The organism is Affinirhizobium straminoryzae, assembly GCF_007004135.1.
Classification (GTDB): Bacteria; Pseudomonadota; Alphaproteobacteria; order Rhizobiales; family Rhizobiaceae; genus Neorhizobium; species Neorhizobium straminoryzae.
The window spans coordinates 26,699-46,620 of record NZ_VJMG01000075.1; the positions used below are offsets into that span (position 1 = coordinate 26,699).

At 63.8% G+C, this 19,922-nt stretch carries 15 protein-coding genes; 12 read left to right on the top strand and 3 right to left on the bottom strand.

Features of this window, described 5'->3' with window-relative positions; translation table 11 throughout:
- Positions 1-155 precede the first annotated feature (155 nt).
- Both FNA46_RS21950 and FNA46_RS21955 read left to right on the top strand, forming a co-directional pair.
- The gene (locus FNA46_RS21950) at positions 156-2,876 is read left to right on the top strand and encodes an ABC transporter transmembrane domain-containing protein (protein ID WP_143127352.1); all 2,721 of its coding nucleotides are present in this window, start codon (positions 156-158) and stop codon (positions 2,874-2,876) included.
- Positions 2,877-2,909: 33 nt separating this feature from the next.
- Positions 2,910-3,377, top strand: coding sequence for a cyclic nucleotide-binding domain-containing protein (locus FNA46_RS21955; RefSeq protein ID WP_246103287.1), 468 nt, complete (start codon positions 2,910-2,912; stop codon positions 3,375-3,377).
- A 20-nt stretch (positions 3,378-3,397) separates the two neighbouring features.
- Here FNA46_RS21955 and FNA46_RS21960 read toward each other — a convergent pair whose 3' ends face one another.
- Positions 3,398-3,880 (bottom strand): class I SAM-dependent methyltransferase, encoded by a 483-nt coding sequence (locus FNA46_RS21960; protein ID WP_143127353.1) that lies wholly within the window; start codon positions 3,878-3,880, stop codon positions 3,398-3,400.
- Between the two features lie 90 nt (positions 3,881-3,970).
- Positions 3,971-5,314, bottom strand: coding sequence for a nucleotide sugar dehydrogenase (locus FNA46_RS21965; protein ID WP_143127354.1), 1,344 nt, complete (start codon positions 5,312-5,314; stop codon positions 3,971-3,973).
- Positions 5,315-5,501: 187 nt separating this feature from the next.
- On the opposite strand from FNA46_RS21965, the gene FNA46_RS21970 reads away from it, so the two are divergent.
- Positions 5,502-6,590: a glycosyltransferase family 4 protein gene (locus FNA46_RS21970; RefSeq protein ID WP_143127365.1), complete on the top strand. Its 1,089-nt coding sequence runs from the start codon at positions 5,502-5,504 to the stop codon at positions 6,588-6,590.
- Complete coding sequence (locus FNA46_RS21975; protein WP_143127355.1) at positions 6,587-7,318, top strand: polysaccharide deacetylase family protein; 732 nt, start codon at positions 6,587-6,589, stop codon at positions 7,316-7,318. Before FNA46_RS21970 ends, FNA46_RS21975 begins: the two co-directional genes overlap by 4 nt.
- Before the next feature lie 4 nt (positions 7,319-7,322).
- Here FNA46_RS21975 and FNA46_RS21980 read toward each other — a convergent pair whose 3' ends face one another.
- The gene (locus FNA46_RS21980) at positions 7,323-8,303 is read right to left on the bottom strand and encodes a glycosyltransferase family 32 protein (protein WP_246103289.1); all 981 of its coding nucleotides are present in this window, start codon (positions 8,301-8,303) and stop codon (positions 7,323-7,325) included.
- Between the two features lie 264 nt (positions 8,304-8,567).
- Here FNA46_RS21980 and FNA46_RS21985 point away from each other — a divergent pair, with 264 nt between their 5' ends.
- The 8 genes from FNA46_RS21985 (at position 8,568) to FNA46_RS22020 (ending at position 19,840) form a co-directional block, all read left to right on the top strand.
- Positions 8,568-10,460, top strand: a complete 1,893-nt coding sequence (locus FNA46_RS21985) for an ABC transporter ATP-binding protein (RefSeq protein WP_143127356.1) — start codon at positions 8,568-8,570, stop codon at positions 10,458-10,460.
- The gene (locus tag FNA46_RS21990) at positions 10,457-12,361 is read left to right on the top strand and encodes an ABC transporter substrate-binding protein (RefSeq protein WP_143127357.1); all 1,905 of its coding nucleotides are present in this window, start codon (positions 10,457-10,459) and stop codon (positions 12,359-12,361) included. Before FNA46_RS21985 ends, FNA46_RS21990 begins: the two co-directional genes overlap by 4 nt.
- Position 12,362: 1 nt before the next feature.
- Positions 12,363-13,361, top strand: a complete 999-nt coding sequence (locus FNA46_RS21995; protein WP_143127358.1) for an ABC transporter permease — start codon at positions 12,363-12,365, stop codon at positions 13,359-13,361.
- Positions 13,358-14,530, top strand: coding sequence for an ABC transporter permease (locus tag FNA46_RS22000; protein WP_143127359.1), 1,173 nt, complete (start codon positions 13,358-13,360; stop codon positions 14,528-14,530). Before FNA46_RS21995 ends, FNA46_RS22000 begins: the two co-directional genes overlap by 4 nt.
- 63 nt (positions 14,531-14,593) lie before the next feature.
- Entirely contained in the window at positions 14,594-15,802 is a 1,209-nt protein-coding gene (locus FNA46_RS22005; RefSeq protein ID WP_143127360.1) for a glycosyltransferase family protein, read from the top strand.
- A gap of 7 nt (positions 15,803-15,809) precedes the next feature.
- Entirely contained in the window at positions 15,810-17,048 is a 1,239-nt protein-coding gene (locus tag FNA46_RS22010) for a glycosyltransferase (RefSeq protein ID WP_143127361.1), read from the top strand.
- A gap of 14 nt (positions 17,049-17,062) precedes the next feature.
- Positions 17,063-18,226, top strand: a complete 1,164-nt coding sequence (locus FNA46_RS22015) for a glycosyltransferase family protein (RefSeq protein ID WP_425468793.1) — start codon at positions 17,063-17,065, stop codon at positions 18,224-18,226.
- Between the two features lie 156 nt (positions 18,227-18,382).
- Positions 18,383-19,840 carry a sensor domain-containing diguanylate cyclase gene (locus FNA46_RS22020; RefSeq protein WP_185969954.1) on the top strand — a complete coding sequence of 486 codons (1,458 nt, stop codon included), beginning with the start codon at positions 18,383-18,385 and terminating at the stop codon, positions 19,838-19,840.
- The last annotated feature ends 82 nt before the right edge of the window (positions 19,841-19,922 follow it).

Here is a 19,922-nt window from a genome sequence, read left to right on the forward strand (position 1 = left end):
GTGGCGCTTCCGCCGCAGGGTCAAGCTTTTGGCAAGAATGTCGCGCCAAGATCGGCACCGGATTTGCGAAGCCCCGTGGTCGGCAATATATAATGATCCCCTCAAGATCCGCATGACTGGCCGGCCATGCGCGGAATGCCGAAGACAAGCACCGGATGGAAAAGAACCTACTACGCTATATCTGGCGGCATACGCGCACGCAGCAGATCTGGATTCTGGCCATCGTGCTGTTGTCCATGGTCCCCTATTTCGCGGCCTTTGACCTGCCCAAGCAGATCATCAACGGCCCGATCCAGGGGCAGGGCTTCGAATCACCGGATGCACGTGCGCCCTTCATGGCCTTCGATTTCACCATTCCGCTGACGGGGTGGGATCTGTCCTTCGATGGATTCGCGCTGGATCGCATGTCGATGCTGATGGGGCTGAGCGCGGTCTTCCTGCTGCTCGTCATCGTCAACGGACTCTTCAAGTTCTACATCAATACCTACAAAGGCCGGCTTGGCGAGCGCCTGCTGCGGCGCATACGCTACGAACTGGTCGATCGGGTGCTGCGCTTTCCGCCGAGCACCATGAAGCAGGTCAACGGTGCGGAAATCTCCACCATGGTGAAGGACGAGGTGGAGCCGTTCGGCGGTTTCACCGGCGATGCCTTCGTGCAGCCGGCGCTGCTGGGAGGACAGGCTTCCGCCGCGCTGTTCTTCATCTTCCTGCAGAATGTCTGGCTCGGCATGATCGCCGCCGTGATGGTGGCGATCCAGGTCGGCATCATTCCGAAGATGCGTCGCCGCCTGATCGATCTCGGCCGCCAGCGGCAGATCACCGCGCGCCATCTGGCCGGCAAGGTCGGCGAAATCGTCGAGGGCATCGATACGATCCATGCCTATGACACCACCAATTTCGAGCGGGCCGACATTGCCCACCGGCTCGGGCAGATCTACCGCATTCGCTTCGAGCTCTACCAGTGGAAGTTCATCGTCAAGTTCTTCAACAACTTCCTCTCGCAGCTCACCCCCTTCCTGTTCTATTCGATCGGCGGCTATTTCGCGCTGCGAGGCAGCCTCGACGTCGGCCAGCTGGTTGCCGTCATCAACGCCTACAAGGATCTGCCCGGCCCGCTGAAGGAGCTGATCGACTGGGATCAGGCGCGCCAGGACGTGCAGGTGAAATACGAACAGGTGCTGGAACAGTTCGAGCTGCCGCATCTGATCGAGGCGGACCGGCACGGGCTGTCGGCCGCCACGCCCACCTTCGGCCTCGGCCCGCTTGCCGCCACCAATATCACGGTGGCGGATGGCGCTGGCGCCAAGGTGATCGAAGGTGTCTCGGTCAAGATCGAGCGCGGCGAGACGGTTGCGGTGATCGACAACATGGGCAGCGGCGGCGAGGCGCTGGCGGAAGCCTTCGGCCGTCTCGTCTGGCCGCTCTCCGGCAAGGTGACGCTGGGCGAGAACGACCTCCTCGAACTACCGGAATCCGTTACCGGCCGCGCGATTACCTATGTCTCTGCCAGCAGCTATTTTTTCCACGGAAGCCTGAAGGACAACCTGCTCTACGGCCTCAAGCACGCGCCGACCAGCACGGTCAGCTACAGCGGCCGCGATGCCGCCAACCGCCGCTGGGAAATCCAGGAGGCGCAGCTCGCCGGCAATGCCACCTTCGACCTCAATGCCGACTGGATCGACCGGCGATCCACCTCGATCATGCGCGGCTTCAGCGACGACCTGAAGCAATCGGTGCTGCGTGCACTCGATGCCGTTCAGCTGACCTCCGACGTCATGGAACTTGCGCTGCATTCGCATGTGGACCCGGAGGACAATCCGGTCATCACGGAGCGCATCGTCAAGATGCGCCATGCGCTGCGCGAGGAGCTGCAGCGTGAAGGGCTTGGTCACATCGTCGCGCATTTCGATCCGACGGCCTACAACCCGGAAGCGACGGTGGCCGAAAACCTGCTGTTTGCCGCGACCAAGCGCAGCACACCGCACGAAATCGAAGTCGCCGAGACGCCATACGTGCATGAGGTGCTGCGCCGCGCGGGGCTTTCCGCGCTTCTGTTCGACATGGGCCTGACGATCGCGGAAAACCTGGTGGAAATTTTCGCAGACCTGCCGCCGGAACATCCCTTCTTCCAGCAGCTCGACCGGCTGAGCGCGGAAGACATCCTCATCTACCAGCAGCTGCTTCAGAAACGAAAGACGCGCGCCGGCCAGACCCTCACCGAAGACGAGCGCCGCAGCATCGTGCGGCTCAGCCTGCACTATATCGAGCCGCGCTACCGCTTCGGCGTGCTGACGCCGCAGATCATGGATCAGGTGGTGGCGGCCCGCGACCTCTTCTATGAAAATCTGCCGGCAGACCTTCGAGACCGCGTCGAGCGCTACGACCCGCACCGCTACATGGCGGCCGCGACGCTGCGGGAAAACGTGCTGTTCGGCAAACCGTCGCACCGTGTGCCGGATGCCGTTGCCAATATCCGCCGCATCGCCGCCCGCATCATGGACGAGATGGGGATGCGCGACAGCCTGATGGGGCTTGGCCTGGAATTCGACGTCGGCAGCGGCGGACGCCGGCTGACGGTCACGCAGCGGCACAAGCTGAGCCTCGCCCGCGCACTCGTGCGCCGCTCGGATTATTACATCTTCAACCGGGCCCTGCCGGGACTCGACCGCCGCGTACAGGAGGAGATCGTGCGCGACGTCATCGACTTCCTGCGCGAGCAGGACAACAATCCGTCCGTCATCTGGGTGCTTTCCAACACCTCGCTGTCACGCCTGTTTCACAGAGTCATCGTATTCGACCGCGGCGTGGTGGTCGAGGACGGTACGTTCGAGGCCCTTGACAAGGAAAGTGGCATTTTCAAATCGCTGGTGGCGTAACCTGGCGTGCCTTGCCACGACAGGGTGAATGAGATGATCTCGCTGAACGACGAAGTGATGCTCCTGCGGCAGGTTCCGTATTTCGGAAGGATAGACGCCTGCAAGCTGAAGCTTCTGGCCTTCACCTCGAGCCGGGTCTGCTACGAACCGGGCCAGACGATCTTTCACCAAGGCGATGCCAGCGAGGCGGCCTATGTGGTTCTGCGCGGAACCGCCGATATCGTGGCAACCGCGCCGGGCGGCGAGATGATCATCGGCGAAGCCTCCGCCGGAACGATGATCGGCGAGATGTGCCTTGTCAGCGATGCACCGCGCGTGTCGACGGTACGCGCGACCAGCGTGCTCGAACTCCTGCGCATCCCCCGTGACAGCTTCCTGCGCCTCATCGCCGACAATCCGCGCATGAGCTTCGAATTCAGCCGGGCTCTGGCCGAAACCATCCGCGACAAGGCGGCTGGCCTGGCCCGCCAGCTGGCAAGGCGCCCGGAACGGATTGTCTGAGACAACGGTCGCAGAGGTTGTCAGCGCCGCCGATAGTGAAAATAGCGGCCTTCCCGGATCGTTTCCACGCGCGGCAGAGGTTCCAGACCGGCATGGTCGAGCGGCAGACCGCTGACCGCAATGCCCCCCGTCGCCAGCATGCCGGCCACCATGTCCGGCAGCCAGGTCAGCGTGACCGCATCCTTGTCGTCATAGCCGGTGCCGATATCGGCATGCACCAGCGCTGCGGTCCCCTTGACAAAGGACTGACCCGTCTCGCGGATCTCGCCCTCGACGAAATCCTGCGGCGCCGGCGCCGACGAGGCATGGGCGGCGAGCTTGCGGTCGAAGGCCACGATGCGCCTGTCGGGAAAGCATTCCCGCAAATGGCTGTAGGTGCGCCCGTTGCCGAGCCCGATCTCGAAGATCGGCCCTTCGGGCGGCAGCGGATAGTGGTCGCGCACATGGTTCAGAATGTCGCGCTGCGCGCTCATGCGGTTGATGAAGCTGTCGAGCCTGCTCATGGTCTTTCCGGTCTTGGTCTTTCCGGTTTCGGCACCCGCGGAGGATGCCCTCGGCATGGAGATGAAGGGCGGGTGTCCTGACACTCTCGGTCAGGCCTTGACGATGGTCGAGGCGGCAACGCCCTTTCGTGCGAATACGTTGCGGGTATCGACGATCAGCGACGCGGTCTGGCCGATCATCGCGTAATCGACGGCATCATGATCGGTCGCCACCACCACCGCGTCGAAGCCTGCCACGCTCGCAGCCGTCAGGTCCACCGAGCGGCGTCCCTTCAGATGGCTGTATTCGCGGGTGCGCGGCACTTCCTCGATGAAGGGGTCGTGGTAGCAGACGTCCGCGCCGCGTTCGATCATCAGTTCCATCAGCTTCAGCGAGGGGCTTTCGCGGATGTCCGGCACGTTCTTCTTGTAGGCAAGGCCGAGGATCAGCACCCGCGAGCGGCTGAGCGCGCGCCCGAGCCGGCGGTCGAGCGCTTCGGCAAGCCGCTCCACCACATGGCGGGGCATGGCCGTGTTGATCTCGCCCGCGAGTTCGATGAAGCGGGTCGGCTGCTCCACCTCGCGCGATTTCCAGGTGAGGTAGAAGGGATCGATCGGGATGCAGTGGCCGCCAAGGCCGGGTCCCGGATAGAAGGGCATGTAGCCGAAAGGTTTTGTCTTGGCCGCATCGATCACGTCCCAGACATCGATGCCCATGGCCTCGTAGACGATCTTCAGCTCGTTCACGAGGGCGATGTTGACGGCGCGAAAGATGTTTTCCGTCAGCTTCACCGCCTCGGCGGTCCGCAGCGTCGAGACCGGCACGACGGTCGCGACGACCGCGCCATAGAAGGCCTGCATCATCGCGGCCGCCAGCTCCCCGTCACCGGCCACCACCTTCGGAATGGTCGAGGTCTGGAAATCGCGATTGCCGGGGTCCTCGCGCTCGGGCGAATAGCCGAGGAAGAAGTCGACGCCGGAGGCAAGCCCGCCTGCCTCCAGGATCGGCTTCATCACCTCTTCGGTCGTGCCGGGATAGGTCGTTGATTCCAGTACGATCAACTGGCCGGGACGCAGGCGCCTGGCGATATCGCGGCAGGTATTCTCGACATAGGAGAGGTCCGGGTCGCGGTAGCGCGTGAGGGGGGTCGGCACGCAGATGGCAATCACATCGCATTCGGCAAGACGATCGAAATCGGTCGTTGCGGCAAAACGGCCAGCCGCATGTTCCTCCGCCAGCACGGCGTCGGGAACCGCATCAATATAGCTTCGATGCGCATCGATGCGGGTGATCTTGTCCGGATCGATGTCGAAGCCGAGAACGGAGAAGCCGCCACGCGCCATGCTGATCGCCAACGGCAGGCCGACATAGCCCAGTCCGATCACACCTGCCTTGGCCCTCTTGTCGTGGATGGCCGAAAGAAGGTTTTCGCCATGACCCTGCGTCGCACTCACCCTGGCATCTCCACATCATGCACCTGTTCAGGCTGCTCAAGTGCGGCTGCCGATGGCCGGTGTCAAGATCACGGCGGATCACGGAGGGACAAGAGGCGGCGTGTGCGGTGTGATTGCGCAGGCCACGCGCCAAAAAAAGCGCAGGTGCTGCTTGCCAAGCGAGCACAGCCTGCGCCATCTGGAGCGTATGAAGATCGCATTCTATGCTCCGCTCAAATCCCCGGATCATCCGGTGCCCTCCGGTGACCGCCTGATGGCGCGGCAACTGGTCCGGACGCTGCAGATGGCGGGGCACGACGTGGAGCTGGTCTCCGGCCTTCGTTCGTTTTCGGCAACACCGGAGGTTCCGGAGGATCAGGAAAACCTTGCCGCCGGCGAGCGGCAGAGGATTGCCGATCACTGGCATCAGCAGGGCGTGCCGGATCTCTGGTTCTGCTACCATCCCTATTACAAGGCACCGGACCTGCTGGGGCCGGATCTCTGCCGGCAGTTCTCGCGTCCCTATGTCACGGCGGAATGCTCCTATTCCGGCCGGCGCAATATCGGCGGCTGGGCGCAGTCCCAGGACAAGGTGCTGGCCGGCATCCACCAGGCCGCGGTGAACATTGCCCTGACGGCAAGGGATGAAGCCGGCCTTCTGCAGGCCGCACCGGAGGCGCGGGTAGAGCGTCTGCCGCCCTTCATCGACGCCTCGATCTTCCTTGCCCGCACGCCCAGGCCCGAAGCCGGCCATCTGGTGACCGTCGCCATGATGCGGCCGGGCGACAAGCTCGGCAGCTACCGGGCGCTCGCGGCGGCGCTGGCAAGAGTGACTTCCCTCGACTGGCGGCTCAGCATTCTCGGCGACGGGCCGGCGCGGGCCGAGGTGGAATCGGTGTTTTCCACGCTGCCATCCAGCCGCATCCGCTGGCTGGGGCAGGGGGGACCGCAGGAGGTTGCGGATCTTCTCTCCTCCGGCACGCTCTATCTGTGGCCGGGCCACGGCGAGGCCTATGGCCTTGCCTATCTCGAAGCGCAGGCCGCCGGCCTTCCGGTCATTGCCGAACAGGTGGCAGGCGTGCCGGAAGTGGTGGAGCAGGGCAGGACAGGTCTCCTGACCGAGCCCGGCAATGACCAAGCCTATGCCGAAGCCATCGCGCATCTGCTGTCGAACCGGACGGAGCGGGACCGGCTGGCTGCGGGAGCGCGCCGTTTCGTGGCCGAAACCCGCACCATCGAAGCCGCGGCAGACCGTCTTGATGCAATCCTGCGCCGCGCCCTGGAGACTGCAGCATGAGCCGAGCCCTCGTTCAACAGCATCTCGATGATCTGGCCGGGCAGGGAAGGCGCGTCGATTTCTGGCTGCGCGACGACGATGCGGTGCGCCCGACGCCTGCGCTGGAAAGGCTTCTTTCGCTTGCGGCACGGCATGCGGTGCCCTTGACGCTTGCCGTCATTCCCGAGGAAACGGACGAAGACCTCGCGGATCGTCTTGCAGCGGAGCCGGACGTCACGGTCGCCGTCCATGGCTGGTCGCATCGCAGCTATTCCAAGCCCCCCGCCAAGAAGCAGGAGCTTGGCCTCGATCGCCCGCTGAACATGGTTCTCGATGAACTGGCCGCCGGCTTTCGCAAGCTGGAAGCCCTGCACGGGCCACGTTTCCAGCCGATGCTGGTACCACCGTGGAACCGGATCGCGGCGGAGATCGTCGAAGCCCTGCCGGATCTCGGTTTCCGGTCGCTCTCGGTGTTCGGGCGCGAAAAGCCGGCTGCCCTGCCGCTCCTCAACACCCATCTCGACATCATGGACTGGCATGGCACCTATGGCGGACGCCCGTCAGACAGCCTTTATGCCGAGCTTCTGGAACATCTGCATGCAGAACCGGCGCTTTCGGCGATCGGTGTCCTCACCCATCACCTGGTCCATGACGCAGCAGCCTGGGACTTTCTGGAGGACCTGCTGGCACTGACCGCCCGGCACCCCGCCTGCCGCTGGCGCGCGGCACCCGATCTCCTGGCCGGCTGACGCTCTACCAGGATTTCCAGGCGATCAGCAGGCCACCGTCGCGGGCAAGCGCCTGCTGGCGGGCTTCCGCGACCGCCTCCATCGGTGCACCGCGTGCAAGGTTCGCCGCAACGATTGAGGCATCCGGCACCTGTACGGTCGTCTGGCGAAACAGCAGCGACAGGATCAGTGGCCCGGTCGACCACCAGGCTGGCCCCTCCGGCAACAGCCGCACGACCTCCGGCAGGATGTCGAGCAGGCGGGCAAAGACAGGATGGCCGGCCGGGGCCGCGATAAAGGAATTGGTGAACAGCAGGCTGCCCGCACCAGTTTCGCGTGGCGTGTCCTCGGCAAGGGCGGCAAGCCCGGTCAGCGGCAACACGTCGGCAAAACTCACATCGTCGCGGGCCGGATACCAGTCGCAATCGAGGTAGAGGCCGCCTGCGGCATGCAGCACAAAATAACGGGCAATGTCGACCGCACCCGGATAGTCCCCGGCATCGAGCATCTGCAGGTAGGCGGGATGCAGCGGCACGCCGAGTTCTTCCAGGTCGGCCTCGCGCCACAGCCGGTATTCAAGACCGTTCGCCTCGGCATGACGGCGCCAGGCCTCTGTCGCCGGTGGCAAGGGCAGGTCACCGAGCCAGATCTGGTGCAGGATCAATGGCACCGGCTGGCGGTTGACGGCATTCATGGCGCGCCGCATCTGACCGTCGAACGCTGTCAGCGGCGCCAGAAGCGCAGGCGGCGGCACCAGCGTGTGCTGCAGGCCGATCCGGTCAACGATATTGCCTTCCGCCTTGGCAAGCTTCAGCCAGGCCGAATGCAGCTTGCGGGGATAGCCGAGCACGGTTGCCGTCCCGAGCGAGGGATCCCCGCGCACCGCAGGATCACGGCTCATCGCTTCCAGGCCAGCTCTCGGTTCGCTGAGAAGCCCCGCCTCGATCATCGTGCGGATTCGCTTCAGTCTCTGGCGCGGTGTTTCGGGGCCTGTCGGCTGTATCATGCGGCACCTCCGGCGGACGGGGGTTGTAATGCGTCAGCAGCAAAATCGCATTTCAGGAGAAACATACAAGCCAACCGGTCTTTCATCAGGAACTGTCATTCTTCGGCAATGATTTATCAGGCAAATGCACGACTTGTCAGCAGCTGTTGCTCTTGCGGGTCTTCCTCATAGACACAAACAATAGGCTGCGATACGGTTGACGGAAAAGACAAGGGAACTGGCTCGGGCGAACACATGCCCCGAGGCCTCCGGGGTTGGGATTGCATGAACGACAGGACGGATCTGCTGCGCGTGGAAGGACTATCCGTATCCTTTCCGCTGATGTCCGGCAGCATCGATGCCATCAAGGGCATCAGCATGCGCATCCGTCCGGGCAAGGTCACCGCGCTCGTGGGGGAATCCGGCTCGGGAAAATCCGTGCTCGGCCGCTCGGTCATGGGCATCGAGACGAGCATCGCCCGCATCGGTGGCCGTGTGATCTTCAACGATCCCGCAACCGGAGAGAGCATCGACCTGCTCTCCCTTCCGCATGACGGACGCCAGATCCGCGCCATTCGCGGCAATCGCATCGGCATGATCTTTCAGGAGCCGATGACCTCGTTTTCGCCCATGCACACGGTGGGCAACCAGATCGAGGAAGTGCTGAAGATCCACACGGTCCTGTCGCCTGCAGAGCGGCGCGAGCGGTGTCTGGACATGCTGGGCCTCGTCGGCTTTGCAGAGCCGGCACGAGCCTTCGACATGTATCCCTTCGAACTCTCCGGCGGCATGCGACAGCGCGCCATGATCGCCATGGCGCTGGTCTGTCGCCCGTCGCTTCTGATCGCCGACGAGCCGACCACCGCGCTCGACGTGACCATCCAGGCCCAGATCCTCAAGCTTCTGCGGGAACTGCAGTCGAAGCTCGGCATGGCCATGCTGCTGATCACCCACGACCTCGGCGTCGTCGCCAGCATGGCGGACGAAGTGGTGGTGGTCTATCGCGGCGAGGTGATGGAAGCAGGCTCCGTCGAGGCAATCTTCCGGCATCCGAGTCATGCCTACACGAGGGGCCTTATGGCCGCCGTGCCGGATTTCGACAGTCCACGGGATGCCCGGCTGAAACCGTTGCGTGAAATCCGCGTGGAAACGGCCGGCCTGCTCGACAAGGCGCGCAGTACGGCTGCGCTGCCGGAGGTGCTGCTGCGCGTCGAGGGCGTCTCCAAGACCTTCCAGACCAAGCGTGCTGCAGGCTTCGGCCTCAGCCAGCCGCAGGGCACGCTCGCTGTCAACGATGTCAGCTTCGACATCCGTCGCGGCGAAACGCTCGGCCTCGTCGGCGAAAGCGGCTGCGGCAAGACCACGCTCAGCAAGATCCTGATGCGCGGCGTCACCCCTGACAGCGGTGCGATCACCTTCCACGGCGAGGGCAAGCCGCTTGACGTGCTGGGCGCGCGCGGCGCCGACCTCGATCTCTTGCGCACGCGCATCCAGATGGTTTTTCAGGACCCGGTCTCGTCGCTCTCGCCGCGCATGACGGTGCGCAACATCATCAGTGAGCCGCTGGAGATCCATGGCCGTGGCACGCCGCTGGCGCGGCTTGAGGCAACGCGCCGGCTGCTTTCGGCCATCGGCCTGCCGGACGGGGCGATCAACCGTTACCCGCACAGCTTTTCCGGCGGCCAGCGCCAGCGCATCGGCATTGCCCGCGCACTCGCCCTCGGCCCCGATCTGCTGATCTGCGATGAGCCGGTTTCGGCGCTCGACGTGTCGATCCAGGCCCAGATCCTCAATCTGATGAAGGATTTGAAGGCGGATCTCGGGCTCACCTATCTGTTCATTTCCCACAACCTCGCGGTGGTCAACTACATGGCTGACCGCGTGGCCGTGATGTATGCGGGCCGCATCGTGGAGATCGCGCCCTGCGAGGTGATCATGCGCGAGCCCGTGCACCCCTATACCAAGAAACTTCTGGCGGCCGTACCGGTGCCGAATCTCGATCGCCCGCTGGACTTCGAGGCGATCGGCCAGCCAAGTGCCGCAGCCCGCAAGCTGTGGGCGCGCCAGTTCAAGGCCGATGACGACGGCAGCGACGACGATCTGACCCATGTCGATCTCGGCAATGGCCATCTGGTCCTGGCGCGCCGCAATATCGACTGGCGGGAGCTGCGCCCATGATCACGCGCAGACAGGCGCTGGCACTGCTGGCCGGAACGATGATGCCGAAGACCGTTCTCGGCGCCTATGTCGATTCGGCCTATCTGTCCGACAACGCGGCCGGCACCAGCCTGCCCCCGCTTGCGGAGCGCCTGCCACGCAATCCGCGCGTGATCCGGCTCGGCGGCGACAACGGCACCCGGATCGGCAAGCATGGCGGCACGCTGCGCATGCTGATCGGCGGGCAGCGCGACATCCGCTACATCCCGATCATCTCCTATTCGCGACTCCTCGGCTACAACGAGAAGCTTGAGCTTGAGCCGGATCTGCTCGAACGCTTCGAGGTGGAGGACGAGCGCATCTTCACCTTTCACCTGCGCGAGGGGCATCGCTGGTCGGATGGGTCGCTCTTCACCTCGGAAGATTTCCGCTATGTCTGGGAGGACATGTTCCTCAACAAGGACCTCTATCGCGGCGGCATCCCCTCGAGCCTCATCATCAACGGCACCAAGCCGCGCTTCGAGGTGCTGGACACGCTCACGGTCCGATACAGCTGGGACGTGCCGAACCCGGACTTTCTCACCGACATCGCCTCGCCGTCGCCGCTTCGCCTGATGATGCCGGCCGCCTATCTCAAGCAGTTCCATCGCAAGTACCAGACGCCGGAAAAACTGAAGGAACTGATCGCCAAGGCCCGCGTCGAGGACTGGAAATCCCTGCACCAGATGCAGTCGCGCACGGTGCGGCCCGAAAACCCGGATCTGCCGACACTGGATGCCTGGCGCAACATGACGGCACCGCCATCGGGACGCTTCGTCTTCGAACGCAATCCCTACTATCACCGCGTGGACGAAGAGGGGCGGCAGCTTCCCTACATCGACAAGGTCTATCTCGACGTCAGTTCATCGGACCTGATCGCCGCCAAGACCGGCACGGGAGAAAGCGACCTCCAGTTCACCAATCTCGATTTCGCCGACTACACCTTCCTGAAGAATGCGGAGGAGCGCTACCCGATCAAGGTCGACCTGTGGCGGCGCATCCAGGGGTCGCGCACGGCACTGTTTCCCAACCTGAACTGCAAGGATCCGGTCTGGAACAGACTGTGGCGCGACGTCCGGGTCCGGCGGGCCCTGTCGCTGGCGATCAACCGCCACGAGATCAACATGGCAGTGTTCTTCGGCCTTGCGAAGGAAAGCGCCAACACCATCCTGCCCAAAAGCCCGCTGTTCAAGCCGCAATACCGCAATGCCTGGGCGCATCACGATCCCGAACAGGCCAACCGCCTGCTCGATGAAGCCGGCCTCGACAAGCGTGGGCCGGGCGATATCCGCCTTCTGCCGGATGGTCGTCCCGCCCGCGTGATCGTCGAGGTCAACGGCGAGAACAGCAACGAGACGGACATTCTCGAACTGATCCACGACCACTGGATGGACGTGGGCATCAAGATCTTCGTTCGCACCTCGCAGCGCGAGCTTTTGCGCCGGCGCGTCAAGGGCGGAGAGGCGATGATGACCGTCTTCCACGGGCTCGACAACGGCGTGCCGACCGCCGACATGTCGCCCGAGGAACTGGCACCGACGAGCGACGACCAGATGCAATGGCCGCTCTGGGGCCTCCACGCCTATTCGGGCGGCAGCGATGGCAAGCCGGTCGACATGCCGGAGGCGATCCGGCTCGCGGCACTGCTCGACGAGTGGCGCCTGTCGAAAAGCAGCAGCGAGCGCGAAACCATCTGGCACCACATGCTGGAGCTTTACACCGATCAGGTCTTCACCATCGGCACCGTGAACGAAACACTGCAGCCGGTGGTGCACGCCCGCAGCCTGCGCAACGTGCCACAGGATGGCCTCTACGGCTACGATCCCATGTCCTATCTCGGCGTCTACAGGCCCGACACATTCTGGTACGACAAAGATGCGTGAGATGCTCCGTTACATCCTCTGGCGTTTCCTCGTCATGATCCCGACGCTGGTGCTGATCTCCATGCTGATCTTCACCATCATCCAGCTGCCGCCGGGCGATTACTTCGAAAGCTATGTGGAGGAACTGAAGGCGATCGGCGAAAAGGCCGACATGCAGCAGATCGACGAGCTGCGCGCGCGCTACGGCTTCGACCAGCCGATGCCGATCCAGTATCTGCGCTGGGCAGGCGGCATGCTGTATGGGGATTTCGGCTATTCCTTCGAATACCGCCTGCCGGTCTCCGATGTCGTGGGCGACCGGCTGTGGCTGACGATCCTCGTCTCCACCGTCACGATCGCGCTTACCTGGTTGATCGCCTTTCCGATCGGAATCTACTCGGCAACGCATCAGTACAGCTGGGGCGATTACGGCCTGACGCTGCTCGGCCTGATCGGGCTTGCGGTGCCGAACTTCGTGCTGGCGCTGGTGCTGATGTATCTCGCCAACATCTGGTTCGGCACCTCCATCGGCCACCTGATGGACCAGAAATATCTGGCCGAACCGATGAGCTGGGCCAAGGTCAAGTCGATCCTCGAGCATATCTGGATCCCGGTCATCATCATCGGCACGGCGGGGACCGCAGCCATGGTGCGGCGCGTGCGCGCCAACCTCTTGGACGAGTTGCACAAGCAGTATGTGATGACGGCGCGCGCCAAGGGCCTGCATCCCTTCAAGGTGCTGGTGAAATATCCGCTGCGCATGTCGCTGAACTTCTTCATCTCGGATATCGGCTCCGTGCTGCCGGCGATCATTTCCGGCGCCGAGATCACCGCCGTCGTGCTGTCGCTCGAGACGACGGGCCCGATGCTGATCCGCGCCCTGCAGAGCCAGGACATGTATCTGGCCGGCTCCTTCCTGATGTTCCTCGCCTTCCTGACGGTGATCGGGGTTCTCGTCTCTGACATCGCGCTTGCCCTTCTCGATCCCCGGATCCGTCTGCGCGGAGGAAGCACCAAGTGAGCGCCACGACCCACGCCCAGACGGACGAACTGCCGCATTTCGTCAGCACCGCGCCCTTCGACCCCTATGCCGACGACAAGGCGGATGCAGGGGGCGACGGCGCGCAGGCCTCCCAGCTTCGCCTGATGTGGTGGCGCTTCCGCCGGCACCGCCTCGCGCTGATCTCCGGCATCGCGCTGCTGCTCGCCTATGTGATGATCCTGTTCGTGGAGTTCCTGGCGCCCTACAAGGTGCACACGCGCAACGTCGATTACATCTTCGCGCCGCCGCAGGGCGTGCATCTGTTCCATGAGGGCCGCTTCGTCGGTCCCTTCGTCTACGGGCAGAAGATGACGCTCGACATGCGGAACCTGCGCCGCGTCTATACCGATGACACGAACGATATCCAGCCGCTTCGCTTCTTCTGCCACGGCGAGCCCTATCGCTTCTGGGGTCTGGTGGAGACCGACCGGCACTTCGTCTGCCCCGCCAAGGACGGCCAGTTCTTCCTGCTCGGCACCGACCGGCTGGGGCGCGACATCTTCTCGCGCATCCTGCACGGCGCTCGCATCTCGCTCACCATCGGCCTGTTCGGGGTGATGACCAGCTTCGTTCTCGGCATCGTGATCGGCGGTCTTGCCGGCTACTGGGGCGGTTGGTTCGATCTCGTCGTGCAGCGCGTCATCGAGGTGCTGCAGTCGATCCCCAGCATCCCGCTCTGGCTGGCGCTCGCCGCCATCCTGCCGGTGGACTGGAGCCCGCTGCTCGTCTATCTCGGCATCACCGTCATCCTCGGCCTTCTCGACTGGACGGGGCTTGCGCGCGCCGTACGCTCCAAGCTTCTCGCGTTGCGCGAGGAAGATTATGTGCTTGCCGCGCAATTGATGGGGGCGGGCAGTGCCCGCGTCATCGGCCGCCACCTCATTCCCGGCTTCATGTCGCACCTGATTGCGAGTGCGACACTGACCATTCCCGGCATGATCCTCGGCGAAACGGCGCTGAGCTTCCTCGGGCTCGGTCTGCGCCCGCCGATCACGAGTTGGGGCGTGCTGCTCACGGAAGCGCGAACAGTGAGTGTTCTGGCGCTTTATCCGTGGCTGCTCTTCCCCGTCCTGCCGGTCATTTTCGTGATCCTCGCCTTCAATTTCCTCGGCGATGGTCTTAGAGATGCGGCTGACCCATATAAATGATCGACCTTCGGATCGCGCGGGGAGGCGTTGTCCGGCACATGAATTCTACGGAGAAGACAGAGTATGCCGAGACGTCTGGGAAACGCGCGTATCCTGATGTACAGCCATGACACGTTCGGACTCGGCCACCTCAGGCGGTGTCGCACCATCGCCCATTCGCTGGTCGAGGATTACCGGGGCCTGAATGTGCTCATCGTCTCGGGCGCGACGATTGCAGGGGCTTTCGACTATCGGGCCCGCGTCGACTTCGTGAAGATCCCCAGTGTCATCAAGCTGCGCAACGGCGAATACACCTCCATGGACCGGCACATCGACCTGCAGGAAACCATGAAGATGCGCCAGTCGATCATCCGCCATACGGCGGAAAGTTTTGAACCGGATATCTTCATCATCGACAAGGAACCGCTCGGCCTGCGCAACGAGGTGGAAGACACGCTCGCCTATCTGAAGACACGCGGCACCACGCTGATCCTCGGCCTTCGTGACGTGATGGATGCGCCACACCTGCTCGAGGCCGAGTGGAAGCGCAACGACGTGCTGCGCAAGATCGGCAATCTCTATGACGATGTGTGGATCTACGGCCCGCCGGATTTCTACGATCCGCTGACCGGCATCGACGTGCCGCCTTCGGTGCGCGCCAAGATGAACTTCGTCGGCTTCCTGCAGCGCAAGGCCTCGATTGAGGCCAGCAGCAGCCAGGCCGGCAAGGAGGATTATCTGCTGGTCACCACGGGCGGTGGCGGCGATGGTGCCGATCTGGTGCGCGACGTGATCGGCGCCTACAAGGCAGATCCGACGCTCACCCACAAGGCGGTGATCGTGCTCGGACCCTACATGCCGGCAGAGCAGCGCAGCCACTTCCGCGAGGCCTGCGAGGCGCACCCGCATCTGGAGATCCTTGAATTCGACAACCGGATGGAAGACAGGATCGCCGGCGCCCGCGCGGTGATCGCCATGGGCGGCTACAACACCTATTGTGAGATCCTCTCCTTCGACAAGCCAGCGCTGATCGTACCGCGCACACAGCCGCGCGAAGAGCAGCTGATCCGCGCCACACGCGCCAGCGAACTCGGTCTGGTCAGCATGATTTCCGGCGAGGAATCCGCCGACAGCCTGCGCTTTGCCGGCGCGATCAAGGATCTCCTGAAGCGCGATCCGCCCTCGATCAGCGCGCCCGGCATGCAACTGGAAGGACTCCCGACCATTTCACGCATCGTTGCGGACTGGTTCCAGCGCAAGGGGGAGCGGCATCTGTCGCTCGTCCAGGGCTGAAACCCGCATGAAGACGATCCTGGTCCTGCTGAAGGGCTATCCGCGCCTCTCGGAAACCTTCATCGCGCAGGAATTGCTGGGGCTGGAACGCGCCGGCTTTTCGCTCATTCTGGTCGCGATGCGCCGGCCAACCGACAAGAAGCGCCACCCGGTCCATGACGAGATCCGCGCCCCGGTCTGGTATCTTCCGGAATATCTGCACGAGGAGCCGGTTCGGGTTCTGCGGGCGCTGTGGAAAGTGCGCCGTTTTCCGGGTTTCAACCGGGCGCTGAAAGCCTTCCTGAAGGATCTTCCGCGGGATGTGTCGCGCAACCGCTTTCGTCGTTTCGGGCAGGCGGTCGTCCTGGCCGCGGAATGGCCGAAGGACGCCGGCTGGCTGCATGTGCATTTCATCCACACGCCCGCCTCCGTCGCCCGCTATGCCAGCATGATGAACGGCATGGCATGGACCGTCTCAGCCCATGCCAAGGACATCTGGACCTCGCCGGACTGGGAACTGCGGGAAAAGCTTGCCGATGCCGACTGGGCCGTGACCTGCACCCGCGTCGGCTACGACCAGTTGACCATGCTGTCCGGCGCGCGCCGCAACGTGCATCTCAGCTATCACGGCCTCGATCTCGACCGCTTCCCACCCTTCACCGGCGCCCGGTCGGCGCGTGACGGAAGCAATCCTGCCGATCCGGTCCGGCTCCTCAGCGTCGGCCGCGCCGTGCCCAAGAAGGGCTACGACGTGCTGTTGGAAGCGCTGGCCCGTCTGCCCACCGATCTTGCCTGGAACTTCGTCCATATCGGCGGCGGCGACGTGCTGTCGCGATTGAAAGAGCAGGCGGAACGGCTGGGCATTGCGGGGCGCATCACCTGGAAGGGAGCGCTCGACCAGCGCGACGTGCTGCAGCATTACCGCGACAGCGATCTCTTCACGCTCGCCTGCCGCATCACCGAAGACGGCGACCGCGACGGCCTGCCGAACGTGATGGTGGAGGCGGCAAGCCAGGGCCTGCCGGTGGTCTCCACCACGGTCTCCGGCATCACCGAGCTGTTCGCCGATGGCGAGAACAGCCTGCTGGTGGCGCCGGAGAACGCGGAGGCGCTGGCGGCGGCGCTTACCCGGATGATCCGGGAGCCGGACCTGCGTCGAAACCTGGCGGCCCGCGCAGAACACAAGGTTCGCACAGAATTCGACCACAAGAATAGCATCGCCGATCTCGAACGGCTCTTCACCGCCAGCTGGAACAGGGAAAACTGAGCGTGTCCGACATCATCCTCTCCGGTCCGGAAGCCCCGAAGCGCATCTTTTTCTATGTGCAGCATCTGCTTGGCATCGGGCATCTGGTCAGGGCAAGCCGTATCGCCGCGGCAATGAAGGCCGCCGGCATGGAGGTGACGCTGGTGACCGGCGGCAACGCCATCGACGGCTTTCCAGCCCCCGGCGTGCAGCATGTGCAGCTGCCGGCAGTGCTGTCCTCCACGACAGGGTTTTCCGGCCTGGTCGACGAAAAGGGCCGCAAGGTGGACGAGACGATGGAGAAGAAGCGCACCGCGCTGCTGCTGGAGGCCTTCCACGTCGCGGCACCGGATGCCGTGCTGATCGAGGCCTTTCCCTTCGGCCGCCGGCAGATGCGCTTCGAGCTGCTGCCGCTGCTGGAGGCGATCCGCGCCCGGCAGCCGAAGCCGCTGCTGTTCAGTTCCGTGCGCGACATCCTGCAGCAGAACCGCAAACCGGGCAGGGACCAGGAAACTGCCGATCTGGTTCTTGAGCATTTTGACGGCGTTCTCATGCATGGGGATGCACAGTTCGTGCGGCTGGAGGATACGTTCCCGCTGGCCGCCGACATTGCCGGCAAGGTGTTTTACACCGGCCTCGTGGCGCCGGATGCGCCAGAACCCTCCGCCGAGCGGTTCGAGGTGGTGGTGTCGGCAGGCGGCGGCGCTGTCGGTGCTGCCCTGATCGAGGCCGCCATCGACGCCCGCGCGCGTCTGAAGGATACACGCCACTGGTGCCTGATCGCCGGCCCCAACATGCCGGCAGAGAGTTTCAACCGCCTGTCGGCCCGGGCAGGTGAGGGGATTACCCTCGTCCGCTTCCGCAAGGATTTCCCGAGCCTGCTGATGAATGCCGAGCTTTCGGTATCTCAGGCCGGCTACAACACGGTCTGTGATCTGCTGCGGGCACGCTGTGCGGCGGTGCTGGTGCCGTTTGCCTCCGGCGGTGAAACCGAACAGACGACGCGGGCCGAGAAGCTCGAGGCGCTCGGTCTTGCGCGCATGGTGCCGGAGGACAGACTGTCCGGGGAAACGCTGGCCACTGCAATCACCGCCGCAACAGCCTCCGGCGAGACAGCCCCGCTGTCCCTGTCTCTCGATGGCGCAGCCGAGACGGCCCGCATCATTCTCGACAGGCTGGAAAACAGGTCGCTCGCCTGACGGCGTAGACGCAAGCGGCACGCACGCCTCGCAGGTAAGGTTATTTCGACATGCATAAAATGCAATGTGCTCCCTTATGGGAGTCTCATGATTGACAGGGCATGTCGTTTCACGTCCTCAATTCACACAGGCGCAAGCCGAAGGAGACACGTGCGCATGAACGAAATGGCTGACATCTTCCATCTGGCACCGATTGCGATGTGGATCGAAGATTTCAGTGCCGTGGCCGACCAGTTCGAGCGCTGGCGGCAGATGGGCGTGACGGACATCCGGCGCTTCCTGCAGGAAGACCGATCGCGGATCGCTGCCTGTACCTCGCTGATCCGGGTCGTCAGCGTCAATCGCAGGACGCTGGAAATGTTCGAGGCGGACAGCCTGGAGCAGCTGACGGCGCATCTCTCCTGCATCTTCCGCGACGAGATGGTGGACCGTGCGGTCGACGAATTGTCGGCCCTGTTCGAGGGCGCCACCGAATTCGTCGGCTGCACAGTCAATTACTCCCTGTCCGGCCGGCGCATGGACATCCGGCTGCGATCGGCGGTGATGCCGGGCCACGAACAGAACCTCGACCGGATCCTGCTGACGACGGAGGACGTAACCGAGCGGGAGGATGCGCATCGCGGCGAACTGCTGCAGCGGCGCTATGCGGAGGGGCTGTTCCAGCATTCGCCCGTCTCCCTGTGGGTGGAGGATTTCAGCAGCCTGAAGGCAAGGCTTGACGGACTGCGTGCGGACGGCGTCAGCGATATCCGCGCCCACATGGAGGCGAATCCGGACTTCGTTCGAGACGGCCTGCGGCAAGTCCGCGTCATCGACGTCAACCGCGCCACGCTCGAACTGTTCGGCGCAAGCAGCATCGACATGCTGATGGAGCACGTGACCGAGATCTTTGGCGATGACCTGGAACGGCCGTTTCGAGAACGCCTGATGGAGTTGTGGAACGACCAGTTTTCCGGCCAGCGCGAGGTGCGCGCCTATGCGCTCGACGGTTCGGAACGCTATCTCGTCATGCAGTTTTCGGTTCTGCCCGGCTATGAACATGACTGGTCGCGGGTCCAGATGGCGCTGACCGACATCACGGCGCGCAAACAGGCCGAGGCGCGTCTCGAATATCTCGGCCGCTACGATGTGCTGACCGGCCTCAACAACCGCGCCTTCTACATCGAGGAGCTCAGCCGCATCGACCGGCAGCCGGAGGCGCCGGTATCCGCCGTGATGATCGATCTCAACGGGCTGAAAGAAACCAATGACCAGTTTGGCCATGATGCGGGCGATACCCTGCTGCGCCGGCTGGGAGAGGTGCTCGGCAACACGGTCCGCCCGCCATGTCACGCCGCACGCATCGGCGGCGACGAATTCGCGATCCTGATGCCGGGCGCCGACGAACCGTCCGCCAGCGTGATGCTGGAAACCGTTCTCGATCAGCTGGCACTCAACAATGAACGCCATGCCGGCCCGCCCCTCAGCATCGCAATCGGCGCTGCAACCCGCGAGCAAGGTGAGCCGATCGATTCCCTCCTGCGACGTGCCGATGCCGCCATGTACCACCAGAAACGGATCGTCCGAACCACCCGGGCTCGTCTGCCACGCGAGATGCGCAGCCTCGTTCCCTGAGGGCAGGGGAGAGCGCCAGGATCAAGCGCAAGTCGCGCTTAATAATGGAATCTGCCCCAATGTGTGGCGGAGGAGTTGGAAT